This is a genomic window from Leptospira ainlahdjerensis, assembly GCF_016919175.1.
GTDB lineage: Bacteria > Spirochaetota > Leptospiria > Leptospirales > Leptospiraceae > Leptospira > Leptospira ainlahdjerensis.
This window is the reverse complement of record NZ_JAFFPU010000003.1, coordinates 50,580-77,015: the sequence shown is the minus strand read 5'-3', so window position 1 is coordinate 77,015 and position 26,436 is coordinate 50,580. Positions and strand designations below refer to the sequence as shown.

Sequence of the window (26,436 nt, the reverse complement as noted above, 5' to 3'; positions counted from 1 at the left end):
ATCTAAAAAGATTCCTCCGCGCCGACGGGCTTGTTAACAACCTTCATCGTGATCGTAAAGGAAACCTTATACGCCTTTACACCTTGCATCAATCTCTTGTTTGTCACTTCGATGTCTTTGAACATCGGAGATTTTTCCAAGGATCTCTGTACAACCCCGATCTCGCTAAACTCGTTTACCCTTCCCCCGATTTTAACCAAGTCTTGGTCGTAATCGAATTGATCTAACTGAAACGGCTGCATATCCGAAGCGGGAAAGTTCATCGAAAGTTCGAAAAGAATGTCGAGGATGCTCGGTTTACTCAAATAGAGTCTGTAAATTTCGGTCTTCTTTTTTTCGTCGTTTTTTAGTTTTGTCGCGTATTCTAAAATATCCACATCTTCGGGAGCGGATCTTCCAAAACCTCTCTGAAACTTTTCGGCGAGAAGTTTCTCGCTCGCGCTTAACTTTCGTTTGTCGACCACGATACCCACGAAAAAAACGGTGATGAGGATAAAGAGCGATACGCCGGAAAAAATCAGGTGAGGAAGAAACTGATCGAAGTTAAGAATATTCTTATTGATCCGTTTGACGTGAGGAGTGTTGATAAAATCGATTTTATCTTTTTTTGCTAAACCGAAATGATAACCCATTCCGAAACAAGTTGAAAACGTATCCCCGTCCAGAGAAAGAAAATCGTATCTTCGTGTGATGAGGCCAAGGGAATCTCCGAAGACCGAATCGATCCCTCTGATTTTACTTCCTCCGCCGGAAAGATACAATACTTCAGGCCTTTCGGTTTCGTTCATGGAAACGATACTTCTATGAATTTCGGAAGAAAGCTTTTCCGCGAACTTGGAAACGCTTTGAAAGGATTTCTTAATATCCGCGACTTTGAGTTTGAATTCTTTTGCGAAAAGATTCAAGCCGTCGTCTTCTCCGGAGAACGGTTCGAACTGAAGAGAGAGTTTGATCGCTTCCGCTTTCTCAAAAGGAATTTTTAAATCCGAAGCGATCTGTTCCGTGAGAGTGTCTCCTCCCATGGAAATATATCTCGTATGGGCCACCTTTCCTTCGGAAAGAATGTTTAGGATCGTAACTCTTCCTCCGATGTCGGCTTGCGCGCAATTTTTATAATTGATTTCTTTGTTCGTATGTTCTGCGATGATCGTGGACAAACTCACAGAATCCACGAATAAACCTCGGAAAACGATATTCGTCTCCAAAAATGGGAACGTGATAAAGTCGAGCTCGGAGTGATGGGCACAGTATGCGATCACGTCGGATTTTTCCTGATCGATTCTCCAGATACTTCCCGTTACTTCTACGGTTTCCATCGGAAACGGAATTCTGTTTTCTACTTCGAAAGGAATCACTTCTCGAATCGCTTTGACGGTTGTAAGCGGGATATGCAATTCTCGAACGAAAAGCCTATCCAGAGGAAGATTGAGGACGATACTCGTTTCTCCGGGAAAGTAAGAGTTGATAAAACGGAGAATGTTGTGGCGATATTCTTCCTCTTCTCCATGAGAGATGCTCATGATCTCGGAACGGAGAATGCTCAATTTTCCGAGAACTTTTTGGAAAAGAACCCCTTTGATCGTGCTCGTTCCGTAGTCGATTGCAAGAAATTGATCGTAAATAAACATCTTACTTTTAGTCTTCCATATAATAGAGCATTGTGCTGTTGGTCAGATCGAAGATTCCTGTGATTCTTCGAATGGTCTTCCCGACTTGGCCCACCGCTACGATTCTAAAAATTTCACCTTTGGTCTTGACCCTTCCGCCGGAGACGTCAGTTCCTTCCCCCGCGAGTTCCTTATAAAGAGTGAGACCACCCGCCGTTGGAATCTGAAATTCCTGGAATTTCTCGATGTCCTTCAGTTCTTTGATAAAACCGCCCTGCTCCAATTTGAATTTGAGAATTCGCATGGCGGCTTGTTTAGTCATAAAATCGGATAAAGACATCAAAACAAAATATGGCGCCGCGTTCAAGTTGATTCTATCGTCTGAGTTTTGACCCGATGGGATATAGGCGGTGATATTGTTTGCCAAAACGAAATCGTTATCTCCGATCAGGGCCTTTTCCTCTTCGGACTGAAACGCGTTCGAATACTTTTCAGAGTAGTCCGCCGGTTTTAAGGACCCATACACGATATCCCGATTGAAGCCCTTTATTGAAACGAGTTCGGAAACTGAATACATAAATGAGTTCTTATTTTTTCTCGGAGGTTTTAAGGAAGAATAGTATCCGTCCTCGGCGCCCCCGCCGGTTTCCTGAAGATCCGTATCCATCCAATCAAAAATCGGAAAAATCTTTTCCCTTTTGATCCCGAGTTTATCGAAAAGACGAGAAAGCATTTCCACGGCGCGCAGATTTTGTTGATTGTCGTCGTGATTGAGGAGCGAGTTGAGATTGATTTTGCCGTCTTCGGAGCTGATCTTATAGTAGATCGTTCCTCCGCCCATCGGGAGCGGAGGCGGATTGAGCGCGATCCCACTTTTGTAGAGATATTCTTCCGGAATCTTTTTAAGAGCGCCTAACGCGCCTTGAAAACCCGCTTTCGCAAGCAAAAGCGCTCGGAAGCCGTCAGCGTCCGCTTGAGCGATTCTTCGTTCGCCTAAGGCTCGTTCTCCGAACTCGGTCGCCGTGTAAAAGGAAGCGGTTCCGATCGCCATCACGAGAATGACTACCATAAAACCTTCCCTGGATTTGCGCAGAGTTTTAACTTCGTTCGAAGACCGCTTGGATTTTACGATTTTAGAAGTATTTAAGAATATTCTAAATTTTTTATTTAAAAAGAATTCCAGGAAACGCGAGCGTTTCATAACGAACCTCCTTTTTTCCGGAATTTACGATCATCTCGATACGAATGAGTCTCGGCAAAACCTTTGTCAGTTTAGAATCCCATTCGTCCTCCCATTTAGCGCCCGTTCTGGAATACTTGAGTTGGAAACTTTTTACATGACTTAACAGCCTGTATTCGGTTCCACCCGATTTCGGATAACGGTCCACCATCTCGTCTTCTCTTCGAATGAGATAATTGTAATTCGGTTCTTCGGGCATCGGTTTGAGATAGAATCCGACTTCTCTGACTTCCGGCATCGAAGTTTCTTCCGAGTTGGGATGAGTCGCCGCAAAGTCCAAACGATCTTTACGATCGACTCCCCTTCCGTCGTTTTTTCCCAGGAAGATCAATCTTCTTTGTGTTTGGTGAAAGTAAGCCATTGAAATCGTACTACGAACGTTTTCCATGGCGAGCAAAATGTCTCTTTTCGAGGCCCCCCCCGGAGAAGAGGACTCTCTGGAAATTTTCAGAGCCGTGTAATAGGTAGAAAAAATTCCGGTAAAGATCACTCCCAAAATCATTACTACGATCGAAATTTCGATCAAAGTAAATCCTTTGCGAAAGAATTTTGAACGGGTATTTTTCATTTTAATACTGAGCCGATTTGAACGTTTCCGCGGTATAAGACTCGGTGCCGCTTCCGGTGGGATAATTGATCGTGACTTTGATTCGAAAGACCCGGATGATTCCGGCTGTGGAAGAGCCCTGATTCGCTTGACCGGATCTTCGCATAATCAGCTTGTTCATCTCGGAATCTCTTCCGCCCAAAAGGTCTTCCGGTTTTTTACCTTCCTTACCCGCGAGTTTGAGAAGATCCATATCCTCTTCTCCGATCTGCGTTTTAAAACTATAACCTGGATAACCGGGAATTTCTCCGGATGTATTGTCGGATTGAAGAACCGAGACTGAATCGATCTGAGCCATCTTAATTTTTGCGAGGTGAACCGCGTTTGACAACACGGCGGCGAGTCTTTGTTGTCTGATTCCGTTAGAAATAACCATATAAGTGTATGTCATCGCAATGCCGGCTAACGCGAGTGCGATGGAAACCTCGATCAAGTTGAAACCTTTACGAAAAGAATTTCGAAACCGTTTTCGGCTGGATAAGAATTTAAGGTTGTTGCTGTTCGTTTTCATCCTGTTGTTCTTTCCAATTCTTATCGTTTGCAAGATTGGAAGAAGTGTGGAATTGTTCTCCTTCCAAGACCGAAACCTTCCCTCCGTAACGATAGATGATCAAAGTCCGATAGATAGACGGGTCGTTTCCTAAGTGAACACTGTAGTCTGCGGCGATTCCTAGATAAGTAAACGGAACCTTGACGATTCCTTTTGTATAACGAAAGCCGCGAATGTCGGTGATATCTATGATTTCGGAATTGTATGGAAGTTTTTGCGGTTTGAAGACCAATACTTCTTTGATTCCGCTTTCGTCTCGGACGAGTTTTTTTACGGTGTAAGTATCGTTTTCAATGTCCAATTCCAAAACCATGGTCGTATTTGTAAGAATCGATTTGCGATAACAAAATTCAGCCGCTTGTTTAAGAGTTTGTGCCGCGTCGGTGCCGGACGGAACGATGAAATTCGCCGCGGTAGTTGCAAGAATACTAATTAGCCCCGCGAGGATCGCGATCACCACGATCAACTCGATCAGGGTAAATCCTTTCCGGATATTTCTTGTTTTCATAACCGGAAAGGCGAAGGAATTTTATTTTCTGCGGAAGTCGGAAGGATATTCGTCTTCGTTGAGAATGTTGAAGTCAGCATTTTTGCCTTCTCCGCCTTCTTTTTTATCTTTACCTAAGGTGAATAATTGAACGTCCCCGCCTGCATCCCTCTTTAGTTTGTAAGAAGTGCCCCAAGGATCGTTGATCGCGCCTTTTTTACTCAGGATCGGTTTCCAATCTTCAGGAACTTCTCCCGTAGTCGGTTTTTCCACTAAAGCTTCGAGTCCTTGTTCATCGCTCGGATAAGAGCCGTATCGTTGTGCGTATCTTTCCAAATGAGACTGTAACTCGTAGGCGTCTTTTTTAAGTTTTAATGCCGCGGTATCGTCGCTGATTTCACCCGGACGAAAGTTGGAATAAACCAAAGCGATGAGCGCTCCTAAGATGATCACGACAACAGCGAGTTCTATCAGTGTGAGACCTTTTCTGTATTTTCTTTTTAATTTGGACAGATTCAATTGAATTCTCCTTATTCTAAATTATATATTTTGAAGTTGCTGCGTCAAGTTGTACATTGGGACCATGATCGAGGCCATAATCGTTCCAATGAGAAGACCCATTACCACAATCATGAGCGGTTCCATCGATTGTGTCATCGTTTTAATCGCGGTATCCACTTCGGTATCGTAAATATCCGCGAGTTTGTTCATCATTTCGGGAACCCGATCCGAAACCTCTCCGGCGGCGATCATACCGATCACCATCTGGGGAAGAATCACGGATCCGCTAAAAGAAGCCGATAGTTTTTCTCCCTCCTTGATTCGATCCACCGCGTTTTTGATTTCTTCCCCGAAGATGGAATGATCCACGATACGTTCCACGATGGAAAGAGTTGTGATCAAAGGAACTCGATTGCTCAAAAGAATGCCGATGTTTCTTGCAAAGCTACTGACTAAAACCTTACGAGCCAAAGAGCCCAAAATCGGGACCTTCAGAATAAATTCGTCCCAGTTTCGTTTTCCTTGTGGAGTGTTTTTATAATAGATAAAGCCAACGATTCCGCCAAAACCCAACGCAAGAAGAAGCCACCAAAATCCTATGAGAATATCGGAAACACCAATTACGATTCGAGTGATCAAAGGAAGTTTTGCGTCGAACTGCAAAAACAATTCCTGAATCTGAGGAATGACCACGGTCAATAAAAAGATCGTTACGAAGATGGAAAGAGAACCCATGATAAAGGGATAAACCATTGCGACTTGGACTTTTGCCTTGAGCTCGCTCGACTTCTCTTCCAGTTCGGCGAGTCGAGTTAAGGTGGCTTCGTAATCTCCCGTTTTTTCTCCTACCGCGACGAGAGAAGGAAACTGACTCGGAAACACGTCCGGATGTTTTTTCATCGCTTCGGATAAGGAAGAACCTTCGGTGATGCTGGCTTGCATTCCGGTCAAAACTTTTCGAAAGTTCTGGTTATCGGTTTGTTCTACGATGCTCGCGAGAGATTTGTCGAGAGGAATTCCCGCGCCAAGTAAGGTCGCGAGTTGTCTAGAAAAAAGCCCGACCTCTTTTCGAGGAATTCTATAAAAATATTTTGCTAAGAATGGAAAAAGTTCCCGGTCTTTTTTTTCGGAATCTTCGGAGATATTGCGAACGTAAAGTCCCTTGTTCTTTAACTTCGAACGAGCCGCTTGAAGGGAAGCCGCGTCGATGATTCCCTTTTCTTCTTTTCCTTTTTTGTTGAATGCAACGTAAGAATAAATTGCCATTTTATTTAAGTGACTCTGAGCACTTCGTCGATCGTTGTAACGCCGTCGATAACCTTTCGAATTCCATAATCTTTTAAAGTTTTGAAATTGTGTTCTCTTGCGATCTCGTTTAATTTTCCGGCATCACTTCCATGAAGGATAGCCGTTTTGATATGAGAATCCACCAATAAAAGTTCGTAGATTCCGGTTCTTCCTTTAAAACCGGTGCCCATACAATGAGAACAACCTTTACCTCGGTGGAGAGTTCCGTTTTTCAAAGTTTTTTTCGAGATTCCGATCGATTCCAATTCGGACGCGGTTGGTTTGTATGTTTCTTTACAATGAGCGCAGATCACTCTCACGAGTCGTTGCGCCATAAAGCCGAGAACGGTCGAAGTGATTAAATACGGTTCGATTCCCATATCCACAAGCCTTGTAGCCGCACTCGCCGCATCGTTCGTGTGGAGTGTGGAAAACACCAAGTGACCCGTGAGAGAAGCTTGGATCGCGATCCTTGCCGTCTCTTCATCCCGAATCTCCCCGACCATGATGACGTCCGGATCCTGACGAAGAATGGCTCGAAGACCCGTTGCAAACGTGAGTCCGATTTTTTCCTGCATCTGCATCTGCGAAATTCCTTCGAACTGATATTCCACTGGGTCTTCGCAGGTGATGATATTTCTTTCTTCGGTGTTCAATTCGCTGAGAGCAGAATAGAGAGTTGTGGACTTACCGGAACCAGTAGGACCTGTAACAAGTATGATTCCGTGCGGCTCGATGATCAAGGATCGAATCGTCTTCACGAGTTCCGGATAAAAACCCATCGTATCCAAAGAATACTTTTGGTCGGTCTTGTTCAAAAGTCGCATCACGATTCTTTCACCGAACTGACAGGGAATCGTGGAGACGCGGATATCGATATCTTTTCCCGTCAATCTGAGTTTGATTCTACCGTCTTGAGGAAGTCTATTTTCGGCGATGTTCAAATTCGACATGATCTTGATTCTTGAGGAAATTCCCGCGTGATAGGATTTCGGCGGACTGAGTACGTTATGCAAAATACCGTCCACACGATACCGGACGATAAGGGACTTTTCATACGGTTCAATATGGATATCCGAAGCTCGTTCATTGACTGCTTGGGAAAGAATGACGTTGACCATCTTGATGATCGGCGCGTCGTCGCTTAGATCGAGAGAATCGTTTTCAAAGGCTTCTGCGAGTTCGGAAAAACTTCCTTCCATCTCATTCAGCATTTCTTTTGCAGCGGAAGAAGTTGTATCGAAATGCGAATGAATGATCCGCATGATTTCCGGTTCGGGTGCGAGAATAAATTCTACGTTGTATCCTTTGAGAAAATTACGAGCGTCGTCCATCGGATGGAGATCGGAAGGATCGGAGACCGCAATTCGAATCGTTTTTTTCGAGAGTTGAAAGGGAACGATTCTACTTCTTTGAATGAGTTTGAGAGGAATCTGCTGAAATACCTCTTCCATTCCGGAGAATTCTAATTTTTCACGAAACTCGAGCTGATAGAGTTTGGAAAGCGCGCGGAGAATATCGGATTCTCCGGCGATTCCTTTTTTTTGAATGATATGACTGAGAGGAAGGTTATTCTTTTTCTGAACCTTCAGGGAATCTTCCAGATCTTTTTCGGATATGATCCCCTCTTCGATTAGGATATCTCCGAGAGTTTTCAACTTAGTCCCCTCTTTCTTTGATTTCTTTTTCTTTGTTGAGGATTCTTTCTCTTTCGAGTTCGTATCTTTCCTGTTGCATCTTTTTCTTCACCGTCATCTTATCCGCGTTCTCTCTGCTATCGAGAATATGCGGAGTGATAAAAACCATAAGGTTGGTTTTTTTTAATTTTTCGGTGGTCCTTTTGAAAAAATGTCCCAGATATGGGATATCGCCAAGGAAAGGGATTTTGATAATTCGTTTTTGTTTGTCCGTTGAAATCAAACCCCCGATTACGATGGACTGGGTGTTTTCGATCGTTACCGAGGTTTTGATCTCTCGACGATTGAAAGTGGGGTTTCCACCGGCGAGCGCAATCTCGGCGATATTTTTGATCTCTTGAAAGAGTTCTAAAGTGATCTTGTTGTTTTTGTTCACGTGTGGCGTGAACTTGAGTTTGATCCCGGTTGGCCGGTATTCAAAGTTGTCCACCGTGACGGCATTTGCTCCTCCCGTTCCTGCGTTTCGACTCTGGGTTCTTACGGGAACGTCCTGTCCTACGCTGATCTCCGCTTCCTGATTGTCGACGGTCAAAACTTGAGGAGCGGATAAAACATTGAAGTTTTCATTCCCTTGGTTCGCGCTTAAAATACCGATGATCTGTTCCGAACCAGCTTTTAAAAAACCTAAAGAGAAACCGCTCAAGGTGTTGATGTTCGGATTCACCTGGCCGTTTGCGTTGATGATATTTCCTTCTTTCGAAAGGCCCGTGTTGAATTGTCCGTAGGCTTCGCTTTTGTATCTCCAGTCGATACCGAAGTCGTTGAGATCGCTGGAAGTCAATTCTACGATCAACACTTCCAAAAGAACCTGTTTTCTTGCGGAATCCAAAACCTTGATGATTTTTCGGATCTCCGTCCACTCCGAGTTTGTCGCCGTTACGATCACTGAATTGGATTCCTTGTGACCCACCGCTTTGATTTTTTCAACCTTTCCCGGAACCTGGCCTTGCGCTTTTTTTTCCGGGCTCAGTTCTTCCGTCTGTACAACCGGATTGTCAAGCTTGACTAACGTGGCGGCGATTTTTTCCGCTTCACTGTGTTCCAGGGTGTAGATGTGAACGTCCCCCGCCGAAGAAATAGAACCGGGTGTCGCCTCTTCCAATTTTTGATCGAGTTCGTTGACTAAAAGTAAGAGTTTGTTGATATCCGCAGCGGAACCGGAAAGAACGATCGTGTTCGTATTCTTATAAACGATCACGTCTGTATTGGGCGAAGTCAGACGTTTGAGAATCGGCTCCAATTCTTCCGGTTTTACGTTTTCCACCGGAATGATTTGAGTGATGTTTCTAAAATCACCGACTTCCGTTTCCGGAATCAATTCCTTGCCTACACGCACGATAGGGGATCTTGCGAGTGCGTCTTTGATTTTTACGATGGAGATAAGATCCGGTTCTTCCACAACTCCAAATCCCAGAGATTCCAAAACCGACTTCATAAAAACGAATGCGTTTTTGATCGGAATTTCTTTTTGAGAAATGATTGTGATTTTTTTACCTTTTAAACTTTCATCCAGAAGAATATTCTTTCTTAGGATAGCGCTCATTCCTTTTAAAAAATCGTTGAGCTCCGTATCTCTCCAATTGGCGTAAAAAGTTTTCTCCACTGGTTCTTCCGGAGAAACGGCCGACTTGGTTTTTACGGATACTTTCTTTTTATTCTGAGGGAAAACGGGGCGATCCCACACTAAAAGTACAAGCATGAGAATAGAAAGAATTCTAAAGATTGGAAATTGATTGGTTGTTCCGGGCATTTTTTTTAGTTTCTGATAATAAATTCGTAGGTGAGAATCTGGCTACCTCTTTCCACATCTACCGTAATCTTATCGGCAGTTTTTACGGCTCCCCAGATCTCCAACATTTTTTCGGTTTCCGTCAATGGCATTCCGTTGACTCGTTTGATCGTATCTCCGTTTCTTGCTCCCAGGGCATAAAAAATATGATCCGGAGAGACGCTGTAGATCTTGTATCCGGCGATCTTACCGTTGATCAAGGCAGGACCAAATCTTGCATTCTTATACAACGCGGCGGGATCCTTGAGCTTTCGGTTTACGTCTTGTCTCGAAAGAACCTTTCTTATAGTATCCGCGGATGCGGTCTGACCTGGATCTCCTTTCGGAGCCGCGTCTTGTCCCAGTTTTGCTCTGGCTTCTCCGGGGGTTTGGCCGATTTCTACTTTTAGAGAAACTCCTCCCTTTTCTAAAACGATATAGTTGAGTGCGATCGATCGAATCTTATAACCGGCAACGGTTTCTCCGGTTGCGAATTCTTGCGCGTCCGGTTTCCCCTTTTCCACAATAGTCACCCGTGCAAAAGACCAGTGTCCGCTCAGAGTTCCGGTAACTCTCATTTCCTCACCTTCTCCCGTATCAGGAGGGGCTGTGGAAAGTTCACCTTCCGTCGCGATCTCTCCCGCTCTGGAAGTGATTCCGCGAATCAGATTTCCCTGAACCATTTCTTCATAAGAAGACAAGGCTCGGTTGGTTTCCGGACCAATCTTTCGGGTAGGATTGAGATTGGTATTTGAGGACTGTACGCTCGGGTTTAAGAATGCAAGAATGACCGCGCGTAAAAGATAGGAGAGAGAATAAGAAAAGAACAGGATAACTGGAATGAGAGTATAGAATGTGTTTTTCCTGAGTTCTAAAAAAAGCGCGTTCATTGGGATCCGATCAGTAAATTTCTTTCAGAGATTTTGAATAACATCCGATCTCGAAAGGATGTTAAAGTCTGGCAAACTTACCGGGATCTAAGGGAGTCACAATCTTCAAGGTTTTTCTTAAAGCTACTTCCGGATTGATCCGATTTCCGTTTAAGAAAACTTCAAAATGCAAGTGAGGCCCCGTCGCTGATCCGGTTCTGCCAACGGCACCTATGACCGTTCCCGCGCTCACTCTCGTTCCCTGCTCGATCGTAATTTTTGCACAATGAGCATACATGGTTTTATAACCGTTTTCGTGATCGATGATGACAGTGTTTCCATACCCGCCGTTTACTCCGGCAAAAGAAACCACCCCATCCGCAGATGAAAGAATCGGAGAACCCTGGACTCCTCCGAAATCGACGCCGCTATGATAACCGCCGGAACCGGTGTGAAAAGGATCCTTTCTTCTTCCGAAACGAGAAGTCATCTTTGCGTTTACGACTGGAGAAACAAAAACTTTGCGGAATTCGACCTTTTCGCGACTTGCATTTCGAACCTGGACTGGAATCGAGATGTTTTGTCCTACTTGAAGAGTGGAATTTTTTTTGAGCCCGTTCGTGGAACTTACTTTTTGGACCGAGGTTTTCATAATTCTCGCGATCTTAGAAAGTGTGTCTTTGGGCTTTACGACGTAATTCTTATAAACGACGCCGCTGTGACTTACGATTTTAGAGGATATGATCCGATTGACGCTGATAAAACTCGGAAGTTCCAGATTGGATTTGTCTTTATGATAATTGAGGGAATATTTCTCTTCCTGCCAGTTTTCCGGTGATTGAGAGAATAGCTGTTTTATTTTACGTTCTTCTTTGTCCGTAAAAAAGGAGGAATCCTTATTGGTGTATTCGGAAATTTCCGCGTCATAATTCTTCAGTGGATCCGCTCCCAACGAAGAAGAAAGAACCAAAGAGGAGATCAGGGGAATCAAAAAAAACTTTCCGTTCACCTTTTTAGTATCGGACATCCGTGCCGCCGATCTTGAACCGCCTCTTCGGGAGGATCTATTTTTTCTTTTTGTATTCCACGAGTTCATTAGCTATCAGTTTATCCAGATCCTCTATCGTAATCTTCTTTCCGCCGTACTCATCGTTCAATTGATAGATGATCATCCTTCCGATGGCGTATTCTCTTTTGTGATCCGCGGGATAACACTTTACCTTCACCATCGAAGGAGTAGACTCTATATAGATCTTAACGAGCATCCCTTTCTTAAAGGTCTCCGTATTGGAAACCTTCTTGTCTTGGATCAGGTAATAGGTCTTGTCGACGTAGTGTTCGTTGATTTGGGCAACTGCATCTTTGCGAATCAATCGGTTTCCACAGCCTGCAAGAAAAAGAATGATCCCTGAAAGCAGGAAAACCGTGATACGAAACATTTCAGTGCAAAATTACAGGGGGGGAAGGTATTTGAAACTAGTTTTTTTAGAATCCTCTTCAATTCCTTTTAAATTTTCCAAGAATCTGCCCTTCTACCTACTTTCTTCTCCATACTTTGGATGAGTCCTGCGGAAGTCGCGATTGCCTTGTTTTCATCCGGAGGAAAAAATTCCCTTTTTTAAGAAAAAGTTTTCGGAAACGCCGTTTTCATCCACGGGAAGGAACCGTAGAAATCGGAGGATCAGAATGAAAAACACATGGATTTGTTTGACCGGAGCAAATTTGGAAGGATTAGAAGCCTTTCCGGTTTCCGTCGAGATCAATTTAAAACGAGGCTTGCCGAGATTTATGATCACGGGTCTCGCAGCGCAGTCGATTCGGGAATCCGCCGAGAGAGTTCGAATCGCCCTCGAGAACAGCGGTTACTCTTGTCCCTTTCAAAACATTCTTGTAAACCTCGCTCCGGCCGGAAGAAAAAAGGAAGGAACCCTTTTGGATCTTTCGATCGCCTGTGGAATTTTGGCTCTTACGGGTCAGATCTTTGCCTCCGGAAAATTAAAGAGAACTTTGCTTTTGGGAGAATTGGGTTTAGACGGATGCCTCAAACCCTTAAAAGGGGTTCTCCCCATTCTTTCCGGAATTTCCTCCGAAAAATACGATACAGTGATTCTTCCGTTTCAAAATAAGGAGGAAGCCGCGCTCCTAAAAAAATTCGAAGTCTACGGCATCTCTCATTTGAAAGAATTGGAGGAGGTATTGGAAAATCGAAGGAATCCGGAGATGAAATCGACGATTCAAGTAAAGATTCCACAGATCTTAAAGACCTTAGATCTCTATCAAGACCAGATGGTCGCGTTTCGTGCCATTCAGATTGCGGCCGCAGGTTGGCACCATATTCTTCTCACAGGGCCTCCAGGAACCGGAAAAAGCCTCTTGGCAAGGATGTTGGGACTTCTTCTTCCCTCACCGGGAGAAGAAGAAGCTTTGGACATTCTAAAAATTCAATCCTCTCAAATTCCTCTCCAAGAATTGTTCGTGGAAAGGCCCTATCGGGCTCCGCATCATACGGCTTCGGATATTTCTTTAGTCGGAGGATCTAAGGATTTGAGAATGGGAGAAGTCACCCTGGCCAATCGTGGAATTCTTTTTTTAGATGAACTTTCGGAGTACAAATCCGGCGTATTGCAGGCGCTTCGGGAGCCGATGGAGGAAGGTTGGATTACCGTTTCCAGAATTAGCGGAACCGTAACCTTTCCCGCACATTTTCTTTTAGTAGCGGCCACCAATCCTTGTCCGTGTGGATTCTACGGAGTGGAAAAAAGTTCTTGCGGATGTAACGCGCAGAAGATCAAAAAATACCAAACCCCCTATTCCGGCCCGTTTCGGGACCGAATCGATCTCGAAGTACAGATGTTTCCTTCCAAGGAAAAGGAGAGAAAAAGAATTCAAATCGATCTCCAAGAAACCCGAGACCGAATCTATGAGGCTTCCGAGATTCAGAATCGAAGATATAAAGATCAAGGAATCTATTTTAATGGGCAACTTCGCGGAGAATCGGTGAATCAGTTTCTTAGATTTAATTCAGTTTGCGAAGATATACTCGAAAACCAGATTCGACTTCACAGACTGAGCATTCGAAAGTTCAATCAAATCAGAAAAGTGGCCAGGACGATCGCGGATTTGGAGGCAAGTGAGACCGTGGAGGAAAGGCACCTTCTAGAGGCCCTGAATTTCCAGAACGCCGGAAATTACGGAGAAAACAGGGCCATCGCTTAATTCCCGTTAAGCGAGAAGTTCATTTGGAAAGAAAATGGGAGATTTCCATCGCGATTTTATCGATTGCAAAGTCGATATAACCCGGATCCTCCAGTTTCTTTTTGTAATCTTCAAATTTTCGCTTTTTGACCGGCATTCCCCTTTTACGGAGAATGACCGGATCCGGTCCGAAATCATCTGATTCGGCCAGATTTCCTAAAATCGGGATGCTCTTCATAGTTACTTCCTTGTAACGATTTAAGGCTCTCTTCCTTGAGAACCCGCAGACAATTAAAGAATTCGGTGGTTGTTGGAAGTACCTTAATGCACATTTCAAAAGAGCTGAGGATAATATTCACATCCCTTTTTAGAGTTTATGAAGACAAGGTCGAATGAGACAAAATGATTCTGAAAGGAAAGGTGTAAGGATAAAAAACCTTCCGCAGCCGACCTCATCCGCATTTGTTTGGCACGGTTGAGAGAAAAACGAGGATCAAAGGTTGAAAATTCTTCCCAATTCTTAACTTCGATAAAATGAAGCTCTTCTTCTTTGCTTGAGATTATGTCGATTTCGTATCGAGAAAATCGGTAATTCCGTTTGAGAATTTGATGACCAAGGGAAATCAAAAAATCACAGGCGAGAGATTCACCTTCGATTCCTTTCTGTTTTCGAAAGTTCAGCAAAGAAAAAAATCAACCGGTGATTTCCTGGAGGTCGACTGGACGGGAAATAAAAAGATTCGTATCCCTTAAAAGATCGACCAAAATGAGATTTCGAACCATCTCACCATATTCATCTTTTATAATACGAATGCAGGGACGAATCGGTTTGTCCGGGTTGGGACCCAACACAACGCCGATTCTTTTGTCGGAAAGTTCCACACAAGAACCTACAGGATAAAGAGAAAGATGGTTCAAAAGGGAACGAACCAATTTAAGATCGAATTTACCCACGTCCATGCTGATCATCGATTTGATCGCTTCGTGCGGAAGAATTTTTTTTCTATGAGGGCGATTGGTAACGAGTGCGGAGAAGTTATCAGCAATTGCATAGATTCTTGCCTGTTCTTCGATGGCGGTAGAAGCCAATTTTTGAGGATATCCGTTTCCGTCGTATCTTTCATGGTGTTGGAGAGCGACGATCGCGAGATTGTTTTTGAGTTTCATTCTTTGGGAAAGAATCTGATAACCCAAAATTGTATGTTTCATGATAGTCTTAAATTCTTCGTCGGTCAGTTGTTCGTTTTTTTCGGAAACTGCGGACGGAACCTTGCACATTCCGATATCTGCGAGCAAACAGGAAATTCCAAGATCGATCATCTTCGGTCTGGAATATTCCAGCAACTTTCCCATGATCAAAGAATAAAAAGTCGCGTTTGCTATTTGATTATAAAGATAATATCCGCTTGGGTTGTTGGAAAGAATGAGATAAGAAATATTCTGATTGGAACGAACGAAGTCCGTGAGTTTTTCCGCGATTTCCCTTACGGGTGTCACTTCGAGGGATTTTTCTTCTAAGGTTTTTTTGAAAACTTCCTGAAGAATTTGTGTGGTCTCTCTATAAAGGTTGCTAAATGTTACTTTGATTCGATTGAGATTATCATAGATGGCTTTGAGAGGTTGGAGATCCTCGTCTACAATCGTATTAACGATGATATCGTCAATACTCGTTTCCAGTCGGTTCGAATCGGTGTTCTCCGTGGCAGAATTTCCGATTTGAAGAAGTTCTCCGGCGGTCATCACTTCTTGGATTCCGAATTTATTCAACCGATCCAAGTCGCTGTCGGTAACCGGGGTATTCGAAGTGATAAATAAATTTTCCTTATCTAAGTAGACAGGTTTGGAAAACCTCATTCCCGGTTTGAGTTCAGAAACGGCAAACTTTTTCATTTTAAACTTTCCTTTTTCCCGAACTCGGGTCCAACTCCAGGATCATAGAAAAAATGGCCCCTACGGCTCTGTATAAATTTTCCGGAATTTCCTGACCGACAGGTATTTCGGAAAGAGTTTCGGCAAGAATTGGGTTTTCTACAATCGGAACCGAGTTTTTTTTTGCGATCTTATGAATGGTATCTCCCAAGAGACCGGAAGCCGACGCGGTAATTACGGGAGCGTCGTCCTTTTGAGGTATGAATTTAAGTGCCACACTGATCATTTACGCATTCCATTCCTTCTGCATGAGAGAAGGTTTATAAGCTAAATTATATCCTTGGAAACTCACAGAAGACTCGTTCAAGATTCGCTTAAATTTTTCTTTGTTTTGGCAAGCATGCAAGTACATTTTAAAATTATCAAAAGTAGCGTTGATCTGAAGGTCTTCTGCAAAGGTTTCCTTCCACAAAAATAAGACGAGAGTCTTCCCTGTTTTTTGGGTTTGAATGCGGAAGAGAAATTTTTTCAATTTTTCTTTTCCATCCAAGGTTCCTTCGGCATTTCCTTCCGGAAGTTCCCAGCGAAAATGTGGTAAATCCAGACGCCATTCTATAAATGGATAGTATGTTTTTAAAACTCGTAGGAGTGAAGTTTCTATTGAGTGATCCGACGGATTCTGCCCTATCATTTTTTCCGATAAATCACGAACGCTCATTCCAATTCCTTGGATTTTAGAAAACTCGCCTTCCTTTCCCGACCATTCTCTTTCGACGATTTTCAGTTCGATTCCTTTTTTCCCTGACTTTACGGCTAACGTAAGAATTTCTCCGACAAACAAGGGACTTGAATCCGAACTCGTTTTGATTCGTTTTCCAGCGAAAGAAATCCAAGCGCCACCGGAAAACACTTCGAGAACCAATCCTTTGACCCTTTGATCCGGAGAGAAGTTCAAGAATCCGGATTTGCCGAGTTCCATTTCCTTCCCCAGGACGATGTGTAGATTCCCCGCCGAAAAATCCGAGGAAAGTTTCATTAGAATTCGTCCTGCACTTGAATACGAAAGAACCTAATCATGATACGGAATCTTGGAAAGTTTCAGGCCTTCTTTTCTAACCTTTTAGGAAATTAATTTCCTAAAAGGAAGGGAGTTCTAAGAATTTTCCGGTAAAACTTCTTCTATGAATATCGGAAAGACCGTGGCGAACAATCAGTTCTTCGTGAAGTTTTGTTCCATATCCCTTGTGTTGTTCAAATTGATATCGAGGATATTTTTTGGAAATGGAGATCATATATCGATCCCGGTCGACTTTCGCAAGAATCGAAGCGGCGGCAATACTGACGATTCTGAGATCTCCCTTTGTGTAAAAAACGGATCTGCTCTTTAAAAAACTCCATTCCGGATATCGGTTGAAGTTGTAGTTCCCGTCGATCAAAAGTTGGAGCGGAAGTGTGGAATTGGAAACTCGAATCGCGAGTTTTGCACACTTTCGAATTCCTTCTAAAACGGCTCGGTTGATTCCGACCCGATCGATATAATGAGGGCTTAAGAAAGTTCGATAGGAGATTTGTGCGTGTTTGAGAATCTCCGGATAAAGCGCTTCTCGTTTTTTCTCCGAAAGTTTTTTGGAATCGGTCAAACCTTGGAGAATTTTACCTTCCAGGATTTGTTCCAGCGTGTTTTTGGAAAAAGAGGCAAGTGCAACAGAAAGAGGTCCCGCATAAGGACCTCTTCCGGCTTCGTCGATTCCGCAGGGAATGGACTCTGAATAGAACCGGAGTTCTTCCGGTTCAAATTTGGTTTTTGTTTCCGGCAAACCGGACTATTCTGCCGCCGGAGCCGCAACTTTCGCAGCAGCCGCCGAATCTTCTTGAATTTGTCTCTTTCTATCTTCACTCACGAGAGTTTTACCGCCCTTGAGTTCCTTGATACGAGCCGCTTTTCCGGCAAGATTTCTGAGATAATACAGTTTCGCTCTTCTAACTTTTCCTTTGCGGATCAGTTCGATCTTCGCGATTCTTGGAGAAAAGAGAGGGAAGATTCTTTCCACGCCGATATCGTAAGAAACTCTACGAACAGTGAAAGTTTTTCCGTTTGCTTCGTTCGCTACGGAAATTACTACACCTTCGTAAACCTGAACTCTTTCCTTTCCAGACTCAACAATTTTATAATGTACTTTAACAGTATCGCCTACTGCAAAGTTTTGTTTTCTTTCTGCGTCTGGAGTTAATACTTCTCTTAAAAGTTGATTCATAATTTCCTCTCTTGATCAGGGTCGATCTTCTTTCTATTTTGTTCCCTCCACGCTAAAATAGAAGCGTGGTTGCCGCTGAGCAGGACGTCAGGAACTTTCCATCCATTGTATTCCGAGGGTTTTGTAAATTGCGGATATTCTAAAATATCGGGATGGTTGTGAGACTCATCCAGCAGGCTTTCCCCTGCTCCTAAAAAACCCGGCAGAAGTCTGGACACCGCATCCGCTATACAAATGCTGGCCAAATCCCCGGCAGATAATACATAATTTCCAAGGGACATTTCCATGTCAACTAGATGTTCCGCCACACGATGATCCACGCCTTCGTAGTATCCGGAAATAAAAGTTAGAGGTCTTCCAGCTTCTTTTAACTTCGTAGCAATGCCTTGATGAAACGGAATTCCGGAAGGAGAAGTAAGAATGACCGTTCCCTTGTCTTCTCCGAGAAATTCCAGAGCCTTGTGAATCGGTTCTACCCGAAGGAGCATTCCCGGGCCACCGCCGTAGATCGTATCATCCACGCGGTTGTGTTTGTTGCCGGCGAAGTCTCGAAGACGAACGAGGTTAACGGAGAATACTCCGGCTTCGATTGCTTTTTGTTGAAGTCCTTCTGAGAAGTAAGAACGAATCTTGTCCGGAAAAAGAGTGATGAAATTAAATTTCATTCCATACCTCCGGTTGAATGAGGACGATGGTTTTCTTTTCTAAATCCACTTCCCCGACGTAGACGTGAATGAAAGGAATTAAAATTTCTTCGCCCTCAGGCCTTGTAAAAGAAAGAATCGGATGCGCCGGATTGTCTAAAACTTCTTTCAAGACCCAATTCAATTTCTTTCCGGATTCGTCCACTGCCTGAAGTCCGATCAAATCGGAGATATAGAATTCGTCTTTGGTTTTGATCTTCGGAAGGAGATGAGCCGGTAAAAGAAGGATTCCACCCGTAAGTCGTTCAGCTTCTTCCGGTGTGTTGATTCCTTCGATACGAACGATAAACTTTCCAGTATGCGCTTGCAATTCGAGAATTGTAATATCTTTCTCCGGAAAATTGGGATCCGGTTTTCGAAGTTTGAGTTGAATGGGAAGTTTGAATTCTGTGAGAACGGTTTCTCTCACATTAAAACGAAGAAACCCTTTGATTCCAAAGGGTTTTCCGAGTTGGCCGAGTGAAATCCAGCCTTCAGTCAATGATTTCGAGCGAGAAGTTTTTTCCTGCTTTTACGGAAGCCGCAGTAAGAATCGCGCGCAGGGATTTTGCAATACGACCGTTCTTACCGATTACTTTTCCCACGTCTTTTGGGGAAACGCGAAGTTCGATGATGTTCTGTTCTTCCCCTTCTATTTCCCGAATTACGATTTCTTCGGGAAATTCAACGAGAGAAGCAACGATGTACTTCAGCAATTCTTCCATTACTTCTTCAGGGTGGTTTTGTATTCAGCCCAAATTCCGGCGCTCTTAAACAGGTTCAAAACGGTTCCTGTAGGTTGAGCTCCGTTTTTCAGCCAAGTAAGAATTTTTTCCTTATGGAAGGTAGTCTGTTCTTTGATTTGTGCTGGATGATAGTGACCAACGATATCTACGAATTTTCCGTCTCTAGGCGCTCTACTGTCAGCGGCAACAATTCTATAATGAGGGTCGTGTTTGGTTCCAGTTCTTTGTAATCTAAGCTTTACCAAGGGATCGTTTTCCTTTTATCATTTTTTCCTTACAAGAATAGTACGGAAAAAGAATGCATGATTTTTACCAATATTGGACAATATGTCCCTCTGTCAAGAAATGATCCGACAAAAATGCAGGTTCAGGATTTTGCCAGGGATTTGAGATGTTTTGCGTTCTCCACCGGGTTTCCGGTTTTATAAAGTCCGGCCCCGACTACTACGATGTCCACCCCATTCTTCTTGAGCTCTTGGATATTGGTATCGTTTACACCGCCATCCACTTCGAGTTCGATCGGTCTGGAACCGATGAGTTCCTTCGCTTTGCGGATTTTTTCCATTCCGTTCACGATAAACTTTTGTCCGTAAAATCCAGGTTCCACGGTCATCAGAAGAATCAAATCGATATAAGGAAGAACGTTTTCCAAAGAAGAAACGGTTGTTCCGGGATTCAGAGAAACTCCCACCTTGGTTCCGTGGGATTTGATTTCCTGAGCCAAACGCACCGGAAAATCGGTGGTTTCGATATGAAACGTAATACAATAGGGACTCAGTTCGTAGTATTTGGAAACGTGGTTTTCCGGTTTGGAAACCATAAGATGAACATCCAATGGAATGGAAGTGAGAGCTTTTACTTCCTTGCTCAGAGCTTCTCCGAAGCTGATCTGAGGAACGAAGTTTCCGTCCATGACGTCCATGTGCATCAAGTCTATGGCGGAAGGATCGTAATCGGGAACGGTCTTTCCGAGTTCCGTGAGTTTAGTAGCTAAGATGGATGCGGAAATTTTCAAAGTTCACTCTCGTAGGATTTGGATTTTACTTTGGAATCGGTTGCGTCTAGAAGTGTTAACTTTACGCTTCCCTTTCTATAGAATATGGTCTGAAACTTTTCTCCGTCTTTGAGACTCACCGGAAGCGTGAGGACATCGGCCACGTCTTGGTTTTCCGGTTTGACGACCGCCTTGTATTCTCCGTTGTCTCCAACCTCGTAAGAGAAAAGTTCGTATCCGCTTTCGACCGCGAGCTCGGGTTCGAAGTAGAAGACTTTGAAACGAATCTCATCCCCTTCCATTCTCGCAGATTGAATGAGTCCGTTTTCAGTGCGAACTCTTGTGCTGATGATTTCTTCTACCCTACTTTTGATTCCGGAACGAGTTAAGCTTTTTTGAACGAGAGGAAAGGAAGCACCTTGAAAAGAAGTCGGAGCAAATTCTTCTTTGGTTTTGGAAGGCGCCTTGGTCACGAGTAAAAATACTTTTTCTCGAGAAGTTGTATTCTTCCCTGGTTCCGGGATTTGATCGATGACCGTGTTTGGAAGTTGGTCGGCTTGTGGTTCGATATAAGTGATCCCACCGATTTGTAATTCTACGTAAGTTTCTCCGGCGAGAACTTTTTGAAGATTGGCTCTTGCGGAATCAATGGACTGTCCCCTGACGTCGGGAACAAGAAGTCGATCCACTCCCGTGTTGACCGCGAGAACAATTTTACTTCCGGCTTCGATTTCTCTTCCCGGACGAATGGATTGATAGAGAATGATTCCGTCCGTTTTGTCTGGATACCGTTTGTTTTCCAGACGCACCTTCAACTGAAGACGATTGAGTTCGTTGTGAACTTCGGGATAAGACTTTCCGACCAGATCGGGAACGATCACTTTCGCTGTACTTTTGGTTCTAACGAATACGACTAAGAATGCGGCGCTAAAGAATAATAAAAGACCAGCCGCTAAGAATAAGATATAACCCCCGATCGGAAGGTATTTCTCTTTGATTTGTTCCTGATTCACCCGAATGTTTCCCCTTCTTGGATTCTGAAACCGTTGAGAAAATCGGATGAGGACATCCTGTTCTTGTTTTCCGGTTGCAATTCCAGAATTTCCAAAAATCTACCATCACCACACTGTGTAAGAAGGCCTTTTTTGTCCAATCGTTTCAATTTACCAGGCTCAGGCGGAAGCTCCGCCGGAAGTTCGGAAGTCCTGGACTTTAGTATATTGAGACGTTTCTCTCGGAACTGAGTCGTTGCCACGGCGTCCGGAAAGAGAGCGCGAATTCGATTGTGAAGATCGTTCGCATTCAGAGACCAATCGAGAATTCTATCTTCCGCTTTGATCTTTCCGCAATAGGTTGCTTTGGAAGAATCTTGCGGAGTCGCTGAGAAAGGTTTGCCGTCGAATTCCCGAAGTAAACGAAGAATGGTTGTGATTCCCGCTTTCGTAATCTTATCCATCAGGGTTCCGGTGTCGTCTTCCGGAGTGATTTCCACTTCTTGATAAGCGACAACGTCTCCCTCGTCCATCTTTTCGGTGATGTATTGGATCGTGATTCCGGATTTTGTATAACCTTTCCAGAGCGCGGTTTGTACGGGAGATGCGCCGCGTAGATCCGGAAGAAGGGAGCCGTGTAAGTTGATCGAACTCAGAGGAGGATTTCTAAAAACCTCGGACGGAAGAATCGAACCGAAAGCGAAGATGATATAGAGATCCGCGGGAAAGGAACCGAAGTCTTGAAGAGCTTGTTCCTTTTCTTTTTTGATGGATTCGTATTGAAACACGGGAAGTCCGTGTTCGATAGCGATCTTTTTTACGGGTCCCTGCTCGGGAGTTCTGCTTCTTCCCTTGGCACGGTCCGGATTGGTGACCACAAAAAGAACTTCGACGATCTTCGAGTCGATCAACGCTTTTAAGAGCTCTGCGGAATGTTCCGGGGTTCCAAAGTATCCGATTTTCATATTACACCAAATCTAAGGGATCAAAATCGATTTCAAGATAAACTTTTTTGGAAAGTTTCAAAGGACGAACTTCTTTTTTGATGATCTCTCTCCAATATTGAATCGAAGACGTCTTGAGAATGATATGATTTCGAAAGTTGGAATCGATTCTATAAAAAGGGCAAGGCGCCGGGCCGAGCATAACCGTATCTTTCGAAGGAAAGAATTTTTTAAGGGCATTAAAGACGAGTTCGATCGTTTCCAGAGAAACGGTTTCGTCTTTGGATCTGGATACAATTCGAATCAAACGAGAGAACGGCGGATAGAATAATTCCTTTCGAACGGGGATTTCCCATTCATAAAATTGAATATAGTCTTGGGTCATCGCCATCCGAATGACCGGGTGGTCTGGGGCGTTGGTTTCGATCAGAACCTCGCCTTTGAGCGTCGAACGCCCCGCTCTTCCCGCAACCTGGGTCAAAAGGGAAAAAACCCTTTCGTTGGCTCTAAAATCCGGAAGACCGAGTCCGATTCCGGCGTTTAAAACACCGACTAACGTTACTTGGGAGGCATCCAGACCTTTTGCGATCATCTGGGTTCCGGTAAGAATATCGATCTCACCTCCTAAAAGACGGGAGATGACTTCGTTTAACAAACTTCGATCCTGGATCGAATCCTGATCGAGACGTTCGACGCGGGTTTGTGGAAACGCTTCGAGAAGATTTTCCTCCAGCTTTTGGGTTCCGGTTCCTTTGAGCGTTAGGGTTTCGCCCATTCGTTTTTCAAGCGAGTTTAACGTTTCTGTGTGGCCGCAGAGGTGGCAGATCGCGGTCCCTTTTTTGTGATAACAAAGATTGGTCGTACAATTCGGACAAGGAACGTAGGACGAAGTCGCAGGAGAATAGATCAGAGGGCTGTAACCTCTCCGATTCAAAAGAAGAATCACCTGCTCCTTTTTATCCAAACGTTGTTTGATCGCAAAGGAAAGTTCCGAACTGAGAACGTTGGATTCTTTTTGATTCTCCACGATACGAACCGTCGGAGGCATCACACCTTCGGGGCGTTTGGTGAGGGTATGAAGATGAATTTTCCCTTCTTTGGCTAAGTGATAGATTTCTAAAGAAGGAGTCGCCGTTCCCATGACAAGAACCGCGTTGTTTGTCTTACATCTCTGCATCGCGACTTGTCTTGCGTGGTATCTCGGACTCGAATGTTCTTTAAAGGAAGAATCATGATCCTCGTCTATGATGATCAGGCCCACGTTCGAAACAGGAGCGAACACCGCGCTTCTTGTGCCCACCGCGATTCTTTTTTTGCCGGTGAGAAGTTCGTTGTAAGCCTTGAATTTTTCGGAAACCTTTAGGGCGGAATGTAATACCGCGAGTTGCCCCGGAAAGATGAGTTCCAGTTTCCGAATGATATGAAAGGTCAAACTGATTTCGGGAACGAGAAGAATAACGGATCGATCCGAACTTTCCAAAATTTTTTGGATGAGATGAATGTAGACTTCCGTTTTTCCGGAACCTGTGATTCCGAATAAAAGATGAACCGCCGTTTGACCAAAAGTCGAAACTATATTTTGATAAGCGACATCCTGTTCTTGATTGAGTTTTACGGGTTTGCCTTCCGCGTCCGAGGGAAAGGCTTCGAGTTTGACCTGTCTTCTTCCGGCGGGAATCATCTTGTAGATACATTCTCCCAAGGAAGCGATGTATTGATCCTTCATCCAATACGCCAAGTCGATCTGTTCTTGGAGAAGAATCGGAGTTTTATCGATGATCTTTTCCAAAGGCAGAACCTTGTAGTTCGGTTCGTTTTGGTGAACGGAAACAATGATGCCCTCTTCTTCTCGGTTGCGAAGTCTTGCGTGAACACGAACCCCAACTTTTGTATCGGGAGGAACCTCGTATGTAAACGTGTCTTCCTCGATCGGAAGATCAAACGCGACCTCGGCGTAATAAATCAAAGTACGTCCTTGAGTTTGGTTTGAAAGAGCGCAAGTTGGGAAAGAATACTTTCTTTTATGGAGATCTCTTCTTTTTTGATCGTCTCGAATTCGAAGGATTCTTTCGAACCTGAAAAGTTTTTTCGTTTGGTTTCGATCGCGGAGATCGCTTCCGGAGAACGTAATACTACCATTGGAATTCCGGGAAGGAAGTCTAACGTTCTTCCCATCATCTCCAAGGCTTTTTCCTTTCCGTAGACGGCGATCGCGCTCGTTCCCAAGAGAATGATTCCTCTGATCTTTTCGGATTCGATCGTTTCCTTAACTTGGGTTTCGCACTTTTCAGTTCTGAGCTTCCAGTCTTCCGCGTTGGATTTGGAATGGGCAAAGATACAAGCCGGATATTCTTGATAGTAGAATTCCTGATGACTAAAGCCGAATTGTTTTTGGATCATTCTTCCGAAAAGTTCTTCCGCGTCCTTGGTTCTAAAGATCTGATCCGGGGAAGTTTTGGAAAAGGAAGGCCTTCCCGGAGCGATTTCTCCCGTATAATGAAGTACTAATACAGGTTTTCTTCCCTTTACGAGAAAGTTTCGAACGGCACTGATTCGATCAACGCAGAGTTTGCAGGTAAAATTCCTTTCGGCTGCGCGGGCCGGTCTTCGTACTTGAATTCCTTCGGCTTCGAGTTGAAGGTCTTTTTGTTCTTCTCCCGGATTCCAGTCTTCTTTCCAAACGAGTTCCGTTGTTTCGGGAGGTTTTTCTCCGGCAAATTGTAGAATCGGAACCTGTTTTTTTTGGATCAAAAAACGTAAGTCGCCCAAAATTCTTCCTAAGCTTGTAAGAATTTGTTTATCCATCGGTGTATTGATCCGAAGAAATGTTAAGCGACTTCATCTTTCTGTATAAATGGGAACGTTCGATTCCGAGAACTCTGGACGTTCTGGTCACGTTCCCTTCGTTTGTTTGTAATGTTTTTATAATATACTGTCTTTCAAATTCTTCTTTTGCCTTTCTGAAATCTCCGAGTTCCACCATTTCGTTCGCCGTTTTGAAACCTTTGAGCGCGTCTCTTGCGTCGTTTGCCGTGATCGTAGAACCCACGGTCATAATACAAAGTCGTTCCATGATGTTTTTGAGTTCTCTTATGTTTCCTGGCCAAAAATGGTTTTGAAGAATCGAGACCGCTTCGGATTCGATTCTTTTCGAAGGAAGATTGTTTTCTTCCAAGGTCTTTGCGATATAATAATCCACGAGTAAGGGGATATCGGAGGTTCTTTCTCTCAAAGGCGGAATCGTGATCGGAATCACGTTCAGGCGATAGTAAAGGTCTTCTCGAAATTTCCCCTCTCGGATCGCTTCTTCGACCGGAATGTTGGTAGCCGCGATGATTCGAACGTCGACGGTTATCGTTTCAGTGCTTCCTAATTTTTCGAAACGTTGTTCTTGCAAGATTCGTAATACTTTCGCCTGAGTCGAAAGAGACATGTCGCAAATTTCATCTAAAAATAAGGTTCCGCCGTTCGCGGCCTCGAATTTTCCGATTCTGGAATCGGTAGCTCCGGTGAAAGCACCTTTGGTAAAACCGAAAAGTTCGGATTCGATCAATTCTTCCGGGATGGCCGCGCAGTTCATTTCGACAAAGGGTTGATCTTTCCGTTTCGAATTCTTGAATATAGTTTTGGCGACGAGTTCTTTACCGGTTCCATTCTCCCCGTAGATAAAAACCCTTGCGTTTGTCGAGGCGGCTTGTGCGATTGCAAACTTTACTTTTTGAATCGCGGGAGAGTTTCCCAGTATTTCATCATATTCTAATTTAATTTCTGTGCTCTGATATTTCTCTTCCGGTTGGATGACGTTTTCGATCGCTTGGAGCACCTTTTCGATGGAAAGAGGTTTTTCCAAAAAGTCGACCGCCCCTTTTTTTGTGGCGGAAACCGCGATTTCAATCGTTCCGTGTCCGGAGATCATTAAGATCGGAAGGGTCGGATATATTTTTTTACATTCGTCTAAGACTAAGATTCCGTCCTCTTTTCCGAGCCAGACATCGAGAAGAATGAGGGACGGTCTTTCGCCTTTGAGTTGTTTGAGGAGTGCCTTCCCGGTCGAAAACGTTTCGACTTCAAAGCCCTCGTCTTCTAAAATTTCTTTCAGAGACTTTCTAATTTCGGGTTCGTCGTCTGCGATAAAAATTTTCATT

30 protein-coding genes are annotated in these 26,436 nt (G+C 44.0%); 1 reads left to right on the top strand and 29 read right to left on the bottom strand.

Features of this window, described 5'->3' with window-relative positions:
- Nucleotides 1-2: 2 nt before the first annotated feature.
- The 12 genes from pilM to JWG45_RS00445 form a co-directional block, all read right to left on the bottom strand.
- Nucleotides 3-1,628 carry a pilus assembly protein PilM gene (gene pilM, locus JWG45_RS00500; protein WP_205277833.1) on the bottom strand — a complete coding sequence of 542 codons (1,626 nt, stop codon included), beginning with the start codon at nucleotides 1,626-1,628 and terminating at the stop codon, nucleotides 3-5.
- A gap of 7 nt (nucleotides 1,629-1,635) precedes the next feature.
- Nucleotides 1,636-2,808: a type II secretion system minor pseudopilin gene (locus tag JWG45_RS00495; RefSeq protein WP_205277832.1), complete on the bottom strand. Its 1,173-nt coding sequence runs from the start codon at nucleotides 2,806-2,808 to the stop codon at nucleotides 1,636-1,638.
- The gene (locus JWG45_RS00490; RefSeq protein ID WP_232380438.1) at nucleotides 2,771-3,415 is read right to left on the bottom strand and encodes a type II secretion system protein GspJ; all 645 of its coding nucleotides are present in this window, start codon (nucleotides 3,413-3,415) and stop codon (nucleotides 2,771-2,773) included. The genes JWG45_RS00495 and JWG45_RS00490 overlap by 38 nt, the downstream gene beginning before the upstream one ends.
- 1 nt (nucleotide 3,416) lies before the next feature.
- Nucleotides 3,417-3,965, bottom strand: a complete 549-nt coding sequence (locus JWG45_RS00485) for a type II secretion system protein (protein WP_205277831.1) — start codon at nucleotides 3,963-3,965, stop codon at nucleotides 3,417-3,419.
- The gene (locus JWG45_RS00480) at nucleotides 3,940-4,512 is read right to left on the bottom strand and encodes a pilus assembly FimT family protein (protein ID WP_205277830.1); all 573 of its coding nucleotides are present in this window, start codon (nucleotides 4,510-4,512) and stop codon (nucleotides 3,940-3,942) included. Before JWG45_RS00480 ends, JWG45_RS00485 begins: the two co-directional genes overlap by 26 nt.
- Nucleotides 4,513-4,533: 21 nt before the next feature.
- Nucleotides 4,534-5,010, bottom strand: a complete 477-nt coding sequence (gspG, locus tag JWG45_RS00475) for a type II secretion system major pseudopilin GspG (RefSeq protein WP_205273160.1) — start codon at nucleotides 5,008-5,010, stop codon at nucleotides 4,534-4,536.
- Nucleotides 5,011-5,031: 21 nt separating this feature from the next.
- The gene (locus JWG45_RS00470) at nucleotides 5,032-6,258 is read right to left on the bottom strand and encodes a type II secretion system F family protein (protein WP_205273161.1); all 1,227 of its coding nucleotides are present in this window, start codon (nucleotides 6,256-6,258) and stop codon (nucleotides 5,032-5,034) included.
- A 5-nt stretch (nucleotides 6,259-6,263) separates the two neighbouring features.
- The gene (gspE, locus tag JWG45_RS00465; protein WP_205277829.1) at nucleotides 6,264-7,937 is read right to left on the bottom strand and encodes a type II secretion system ATPase GspE; all 1,674 of its coding nucleotides are present in this window, start codon (nucleotides 7,935-7,937) and stop codon (nucleotides 6,264-6,266) included.
- A gap of 1 nt (nucleotide 7,938) precedes the next feature.
- Nucleotides 7,939-9,726 (bottom strand): type II secretion system secretin GspD, encoded by a 1,788-nt coding sequence (gene gspD / locus JWG45_RS00460; protein ID WP_205277828.1) that lies wholly within the window; start codon nucleotides 9,724-9,726, stop codon nucleotides 7,939-7,941.
- Nucleotides 9,727-9,731: 5 nt separating this feature from the next.
- On the bottom strand, nucleotides 9,732-10,634 hold the full coding sequence (locus JWG45_RS00455) for a general secretion pathway protein GspC (RefSeq protein ID WP_205277827.1): 903 nt from the start codon (nucleotides 10,632-10,634) through the stop codon (nucleotides 9,732-9,734).
- A gap of 61 nt (nucleotides 10,635-10,695) precedes the next feature.
- On the bottom strand, nucleotides 10,696-11,709 hold the full coding sequence (locus JWG45_RS00450; protein WP_205277826.1) for a M23 family metallopeptidase: 1,014 nt from the start codon (nucleotides 11,707-11,709) through the stop codon (nucleotides 10,696-10,698).
- Complete coding sequence (locus tag JWG45_RS00445) at nucleotides 11,678-12,052, bottom strand: type II secretion system-associated lipoprotein (RefSeq protein WP_205277825.1); 375 nt, start codon at nucleotides 12,050-12,052, stop codon at nucleotides 11,678-11,680. The genes JWG45_RS00450 and JWG45_RS00445 overlap by 32 nt, the downstream gene beginning before the upstream one ends.
- Before the next feature lie 247 nt (nucleotides 12,053-12,299).
- Between JWG45_RS00445 and JWG45_RS00440 the strand changes: the two genes are divergently transcribed.
- A complete protein-coding gene (locus tag JWG45_RS00440; RefSeq protein ID WP_205277824.1) occupies nucleotides 12,300-13,829 on the top strand; it encodes a YifB family Mg chelatase-like AAA ATPase in 1,530 nt (509 codons plus the stop codon).
- A 19-nt stretch (nucleotides 13,830-13,848) separates the two neighbouring features.
- Here the strand turns inward: JWG45_RS00440 and JWG45_RS00435 are convergent, their stop codons facing one another.
- The 17 genes from JWG45_RS00435 to JWG45_RS00355 all read right to left on the bottom strand — a co-directional run bounded on the left by JWG45_RS00435 (nucleotide 13,849) and on the right by JWG45_RS00355 (nucleotide 26,435).
- Nucleotides 13,849-14,046, bottom strand: coding sequence for a hypothetical protein (locus JWG45_RS00435; RefSeq protein ID WP_205277823.1), 198 nt, complete (start codon nucleotides 14,044-14,046; stop codon nucleotides 13,849-13,851).
- A 95-nt stretch (nucleotides 14,047-14,141) separates the two neighbouring features.
- On the bottom strand, nucleotides 14,142-14,492 hold the full coding sequence (locus JWG45_RS00430; protein WP_205277822.1) for a YraN family protein: 351 nt from the start codon (nucleotides 14,490-14,492) through the stop codon (nucleotides 14,142-14,144).
- Nucleotides 14,493-14,501: 9 nt separating this feature from the next.
- Nucleotides 14,502-15,698: an HD-GYP domain-containing protein gene (locus JWG45_RS00425; protein WP_205277821.1), complete on the bottom strand. Its 1,197-nt coding sequence runs from the start codon at nucleotides 15,696-15,698 to the stop codon at nucleotides 14,502-14,504.
- Nucleotide 15,699: 1 nt separating this feature from the next.
- Nucleotides 15,700-15,963: an EscU/YscU/HrcU family type III secretion system export apparatus switch protein gene (locus JWG45_RS00420; RefSeq protein ID WP_205277820.1), complete on the bottom strand. Its 264-nt coding sequence runs from the start codon at nucleotides 15,961-15,963 to the stop codon at nucleotides 15,700-15,702.
- Nucleotides 15,964-16,713: a hypothetical protein gene (locus JWG45_RS00415; protein WP_205277819.1), complete on the bottom strand. Its 750-nt coding sequence runs from the start codon at nucleotides 16,711-16,713 to the stop codon at nucleotides 15,964-15,966.
- Nucleotides 16,714-16,813: 100 nt separating this feature from the next.
- Nucleotides 16,814-17,494 (bottom strand): ribonuclease HII, encoded by a 681-nt coding sequence (locus tag JWG45_RS00410; RefSeq protein ID WP_205277818.1) that lies wholly within the window; start codon nucleotides 17,492-17,494, stop codon nucleotides 16,814-16,816.
- 6 nt (nucleotides 17,495-17,500) lie between these two features.
- A complete protein-coding gene (rplS, locus tag JWG45_RS00405) occupies nucleotides 17,501-17,932 on the bottom strand; it encodes a 50S ribosomal protein L19 (RefSeq protein WP_069607362.1) in 432 nt (143 codons plus the stop codon).
- Nucleotides 17,929-18,597, bottom strand: coding sequence for a tRNA (guanosine(37)-N1)-methyltransferase TrmD (gene trmD, locus JWG45_RS00400; protein ID WP_205277817.1), 669 nt, complete (start codon nucleotides 18,595-18,597; stop codon nucleotides 17,929-17,931). The genes rplS and trmD overlap by 4 nt, the downstream gene beginning before the upstream one ends.
- Entirely contained in the window at nucleotides 18,587-19,117 is a 531-nt protein-coding gene (rimM, locus tag JWG45_RS00395; RefSeq protein WP_205277816.1) for a ribosome maturation factor RimM, read from the bottom strand. Before rimM ends, trmD begins: the two co-directional genes overlap by 11 nt.
- Nucleotides 19,110-19,340, bottom strand: coding sequence for a KH domain-containing protein (locus JWG45_RS00390; RefSeq protein WP_000391865.1), 231 nt, complete (start codon nucleotides 19,338-19,340; stop codon nucleotides 19,110-19,112). Before JWG45_RS00390 ends, rimM begins: the two co-directional genes overlap by 8 nt.
- A complete protein-coding gene (gene rpsP / locus JWG45_RS00385; RefSeq protein ID WP_118968090.1) occupies nucleotides 19,340-19,606 on the bottom strand; it encodes a 30S ribosomal protein S16 in 267 nt (88 codons plus the stop codon). Before rpsP ends, JWG45_RS00390 begins: the two co-directional genes overlap by 1 nt.
- Before the next feature lie 122 nt (nucleotides 19,607-19,728).
- On the bottom strand, nucleotides 19,729-20,376 hold the full coding sequence (rpe, locus tag JWG45_RS00380) for a ribulose-phosphate 3-epimerase (RefSeq protein ID WP_118982290.1): 648 nt from the start codon (nucleotides 20,374-20,376) through the stop codon (nucleotides 19,729-19,731).
- Nucleotides 20,373-21,368 (bottom strand): PASTA domain-containing protein, encoded by a 996-nt coding sequence (locus tag JWG45_RS00375; RefSeq protein WP_205277815.1) that lies wholly within the window; start codon nucleotides 21,366-21,368, stop codon nucleotides 20,373-20,375. Before JWG45_RS00375 ends, rpe begins: the two co-directional genes overlap by 4 nt.
- On the bottom strand, nucleotides 21,365-22,312 hold the full coding sequence (gene fmt, locus JWG45_RS00370) for a methionyl-tRNA formyltransferase (RefSeq protein WP_205277814.1): 948 nt from the start codon (nucleotides 22,310-22,312) through the stop codon (nucleotides 21,365-21,367). The genes JWG45_RS00375 and fmt overlap by 4 nt, the downstream gene beginning before the upstream one ends.
- 1 nt (nucleotide 22,313) lies before the next feature.
- Nucleotides 22,314-24,257, bottom strand: coding sequence for a replication restart helicase PriA (gene priA, locus JWG45_RS00365; protein WP_205277813.1), 1,944 nt, complete (start codon nucleotides 24,255-24,257; stop codon nucleotides 22,314-22,316).
- Nucleotides 24,254-25,096: a hypothetical protein gene (locus tag JWG45_RS00360; protein WP_205277812.1), complete on the bottom strand. Its 843-nt coding sequence runs from the start codon at nucleotides 25,094-25,096 to the stop codon at nucleotides 24,254-24,256. The genes priA and JWG45_RS00360 overlap by 4 nt, the downstream gene beginning before the upstream one ends.
- Complete coding sequence (locus JWG45_RS00355; RefSeq protein ID WP_205277811.1) at nucleotides 25,089-26,435, bottom strand: sigma-54-dependent transcriptional regulator; 1,347 nt, start codon at nucleotides 26,433-26,435, stop codon at nucleotides 25,089-25,091. The genes JWG45_RS00360 and JWG45_RS00355 overlap by 8 nt, the downstream gene beginning before the upstream one ends.
- Nucleotide 26,436 lies beyond the last annotated feature (1 nt).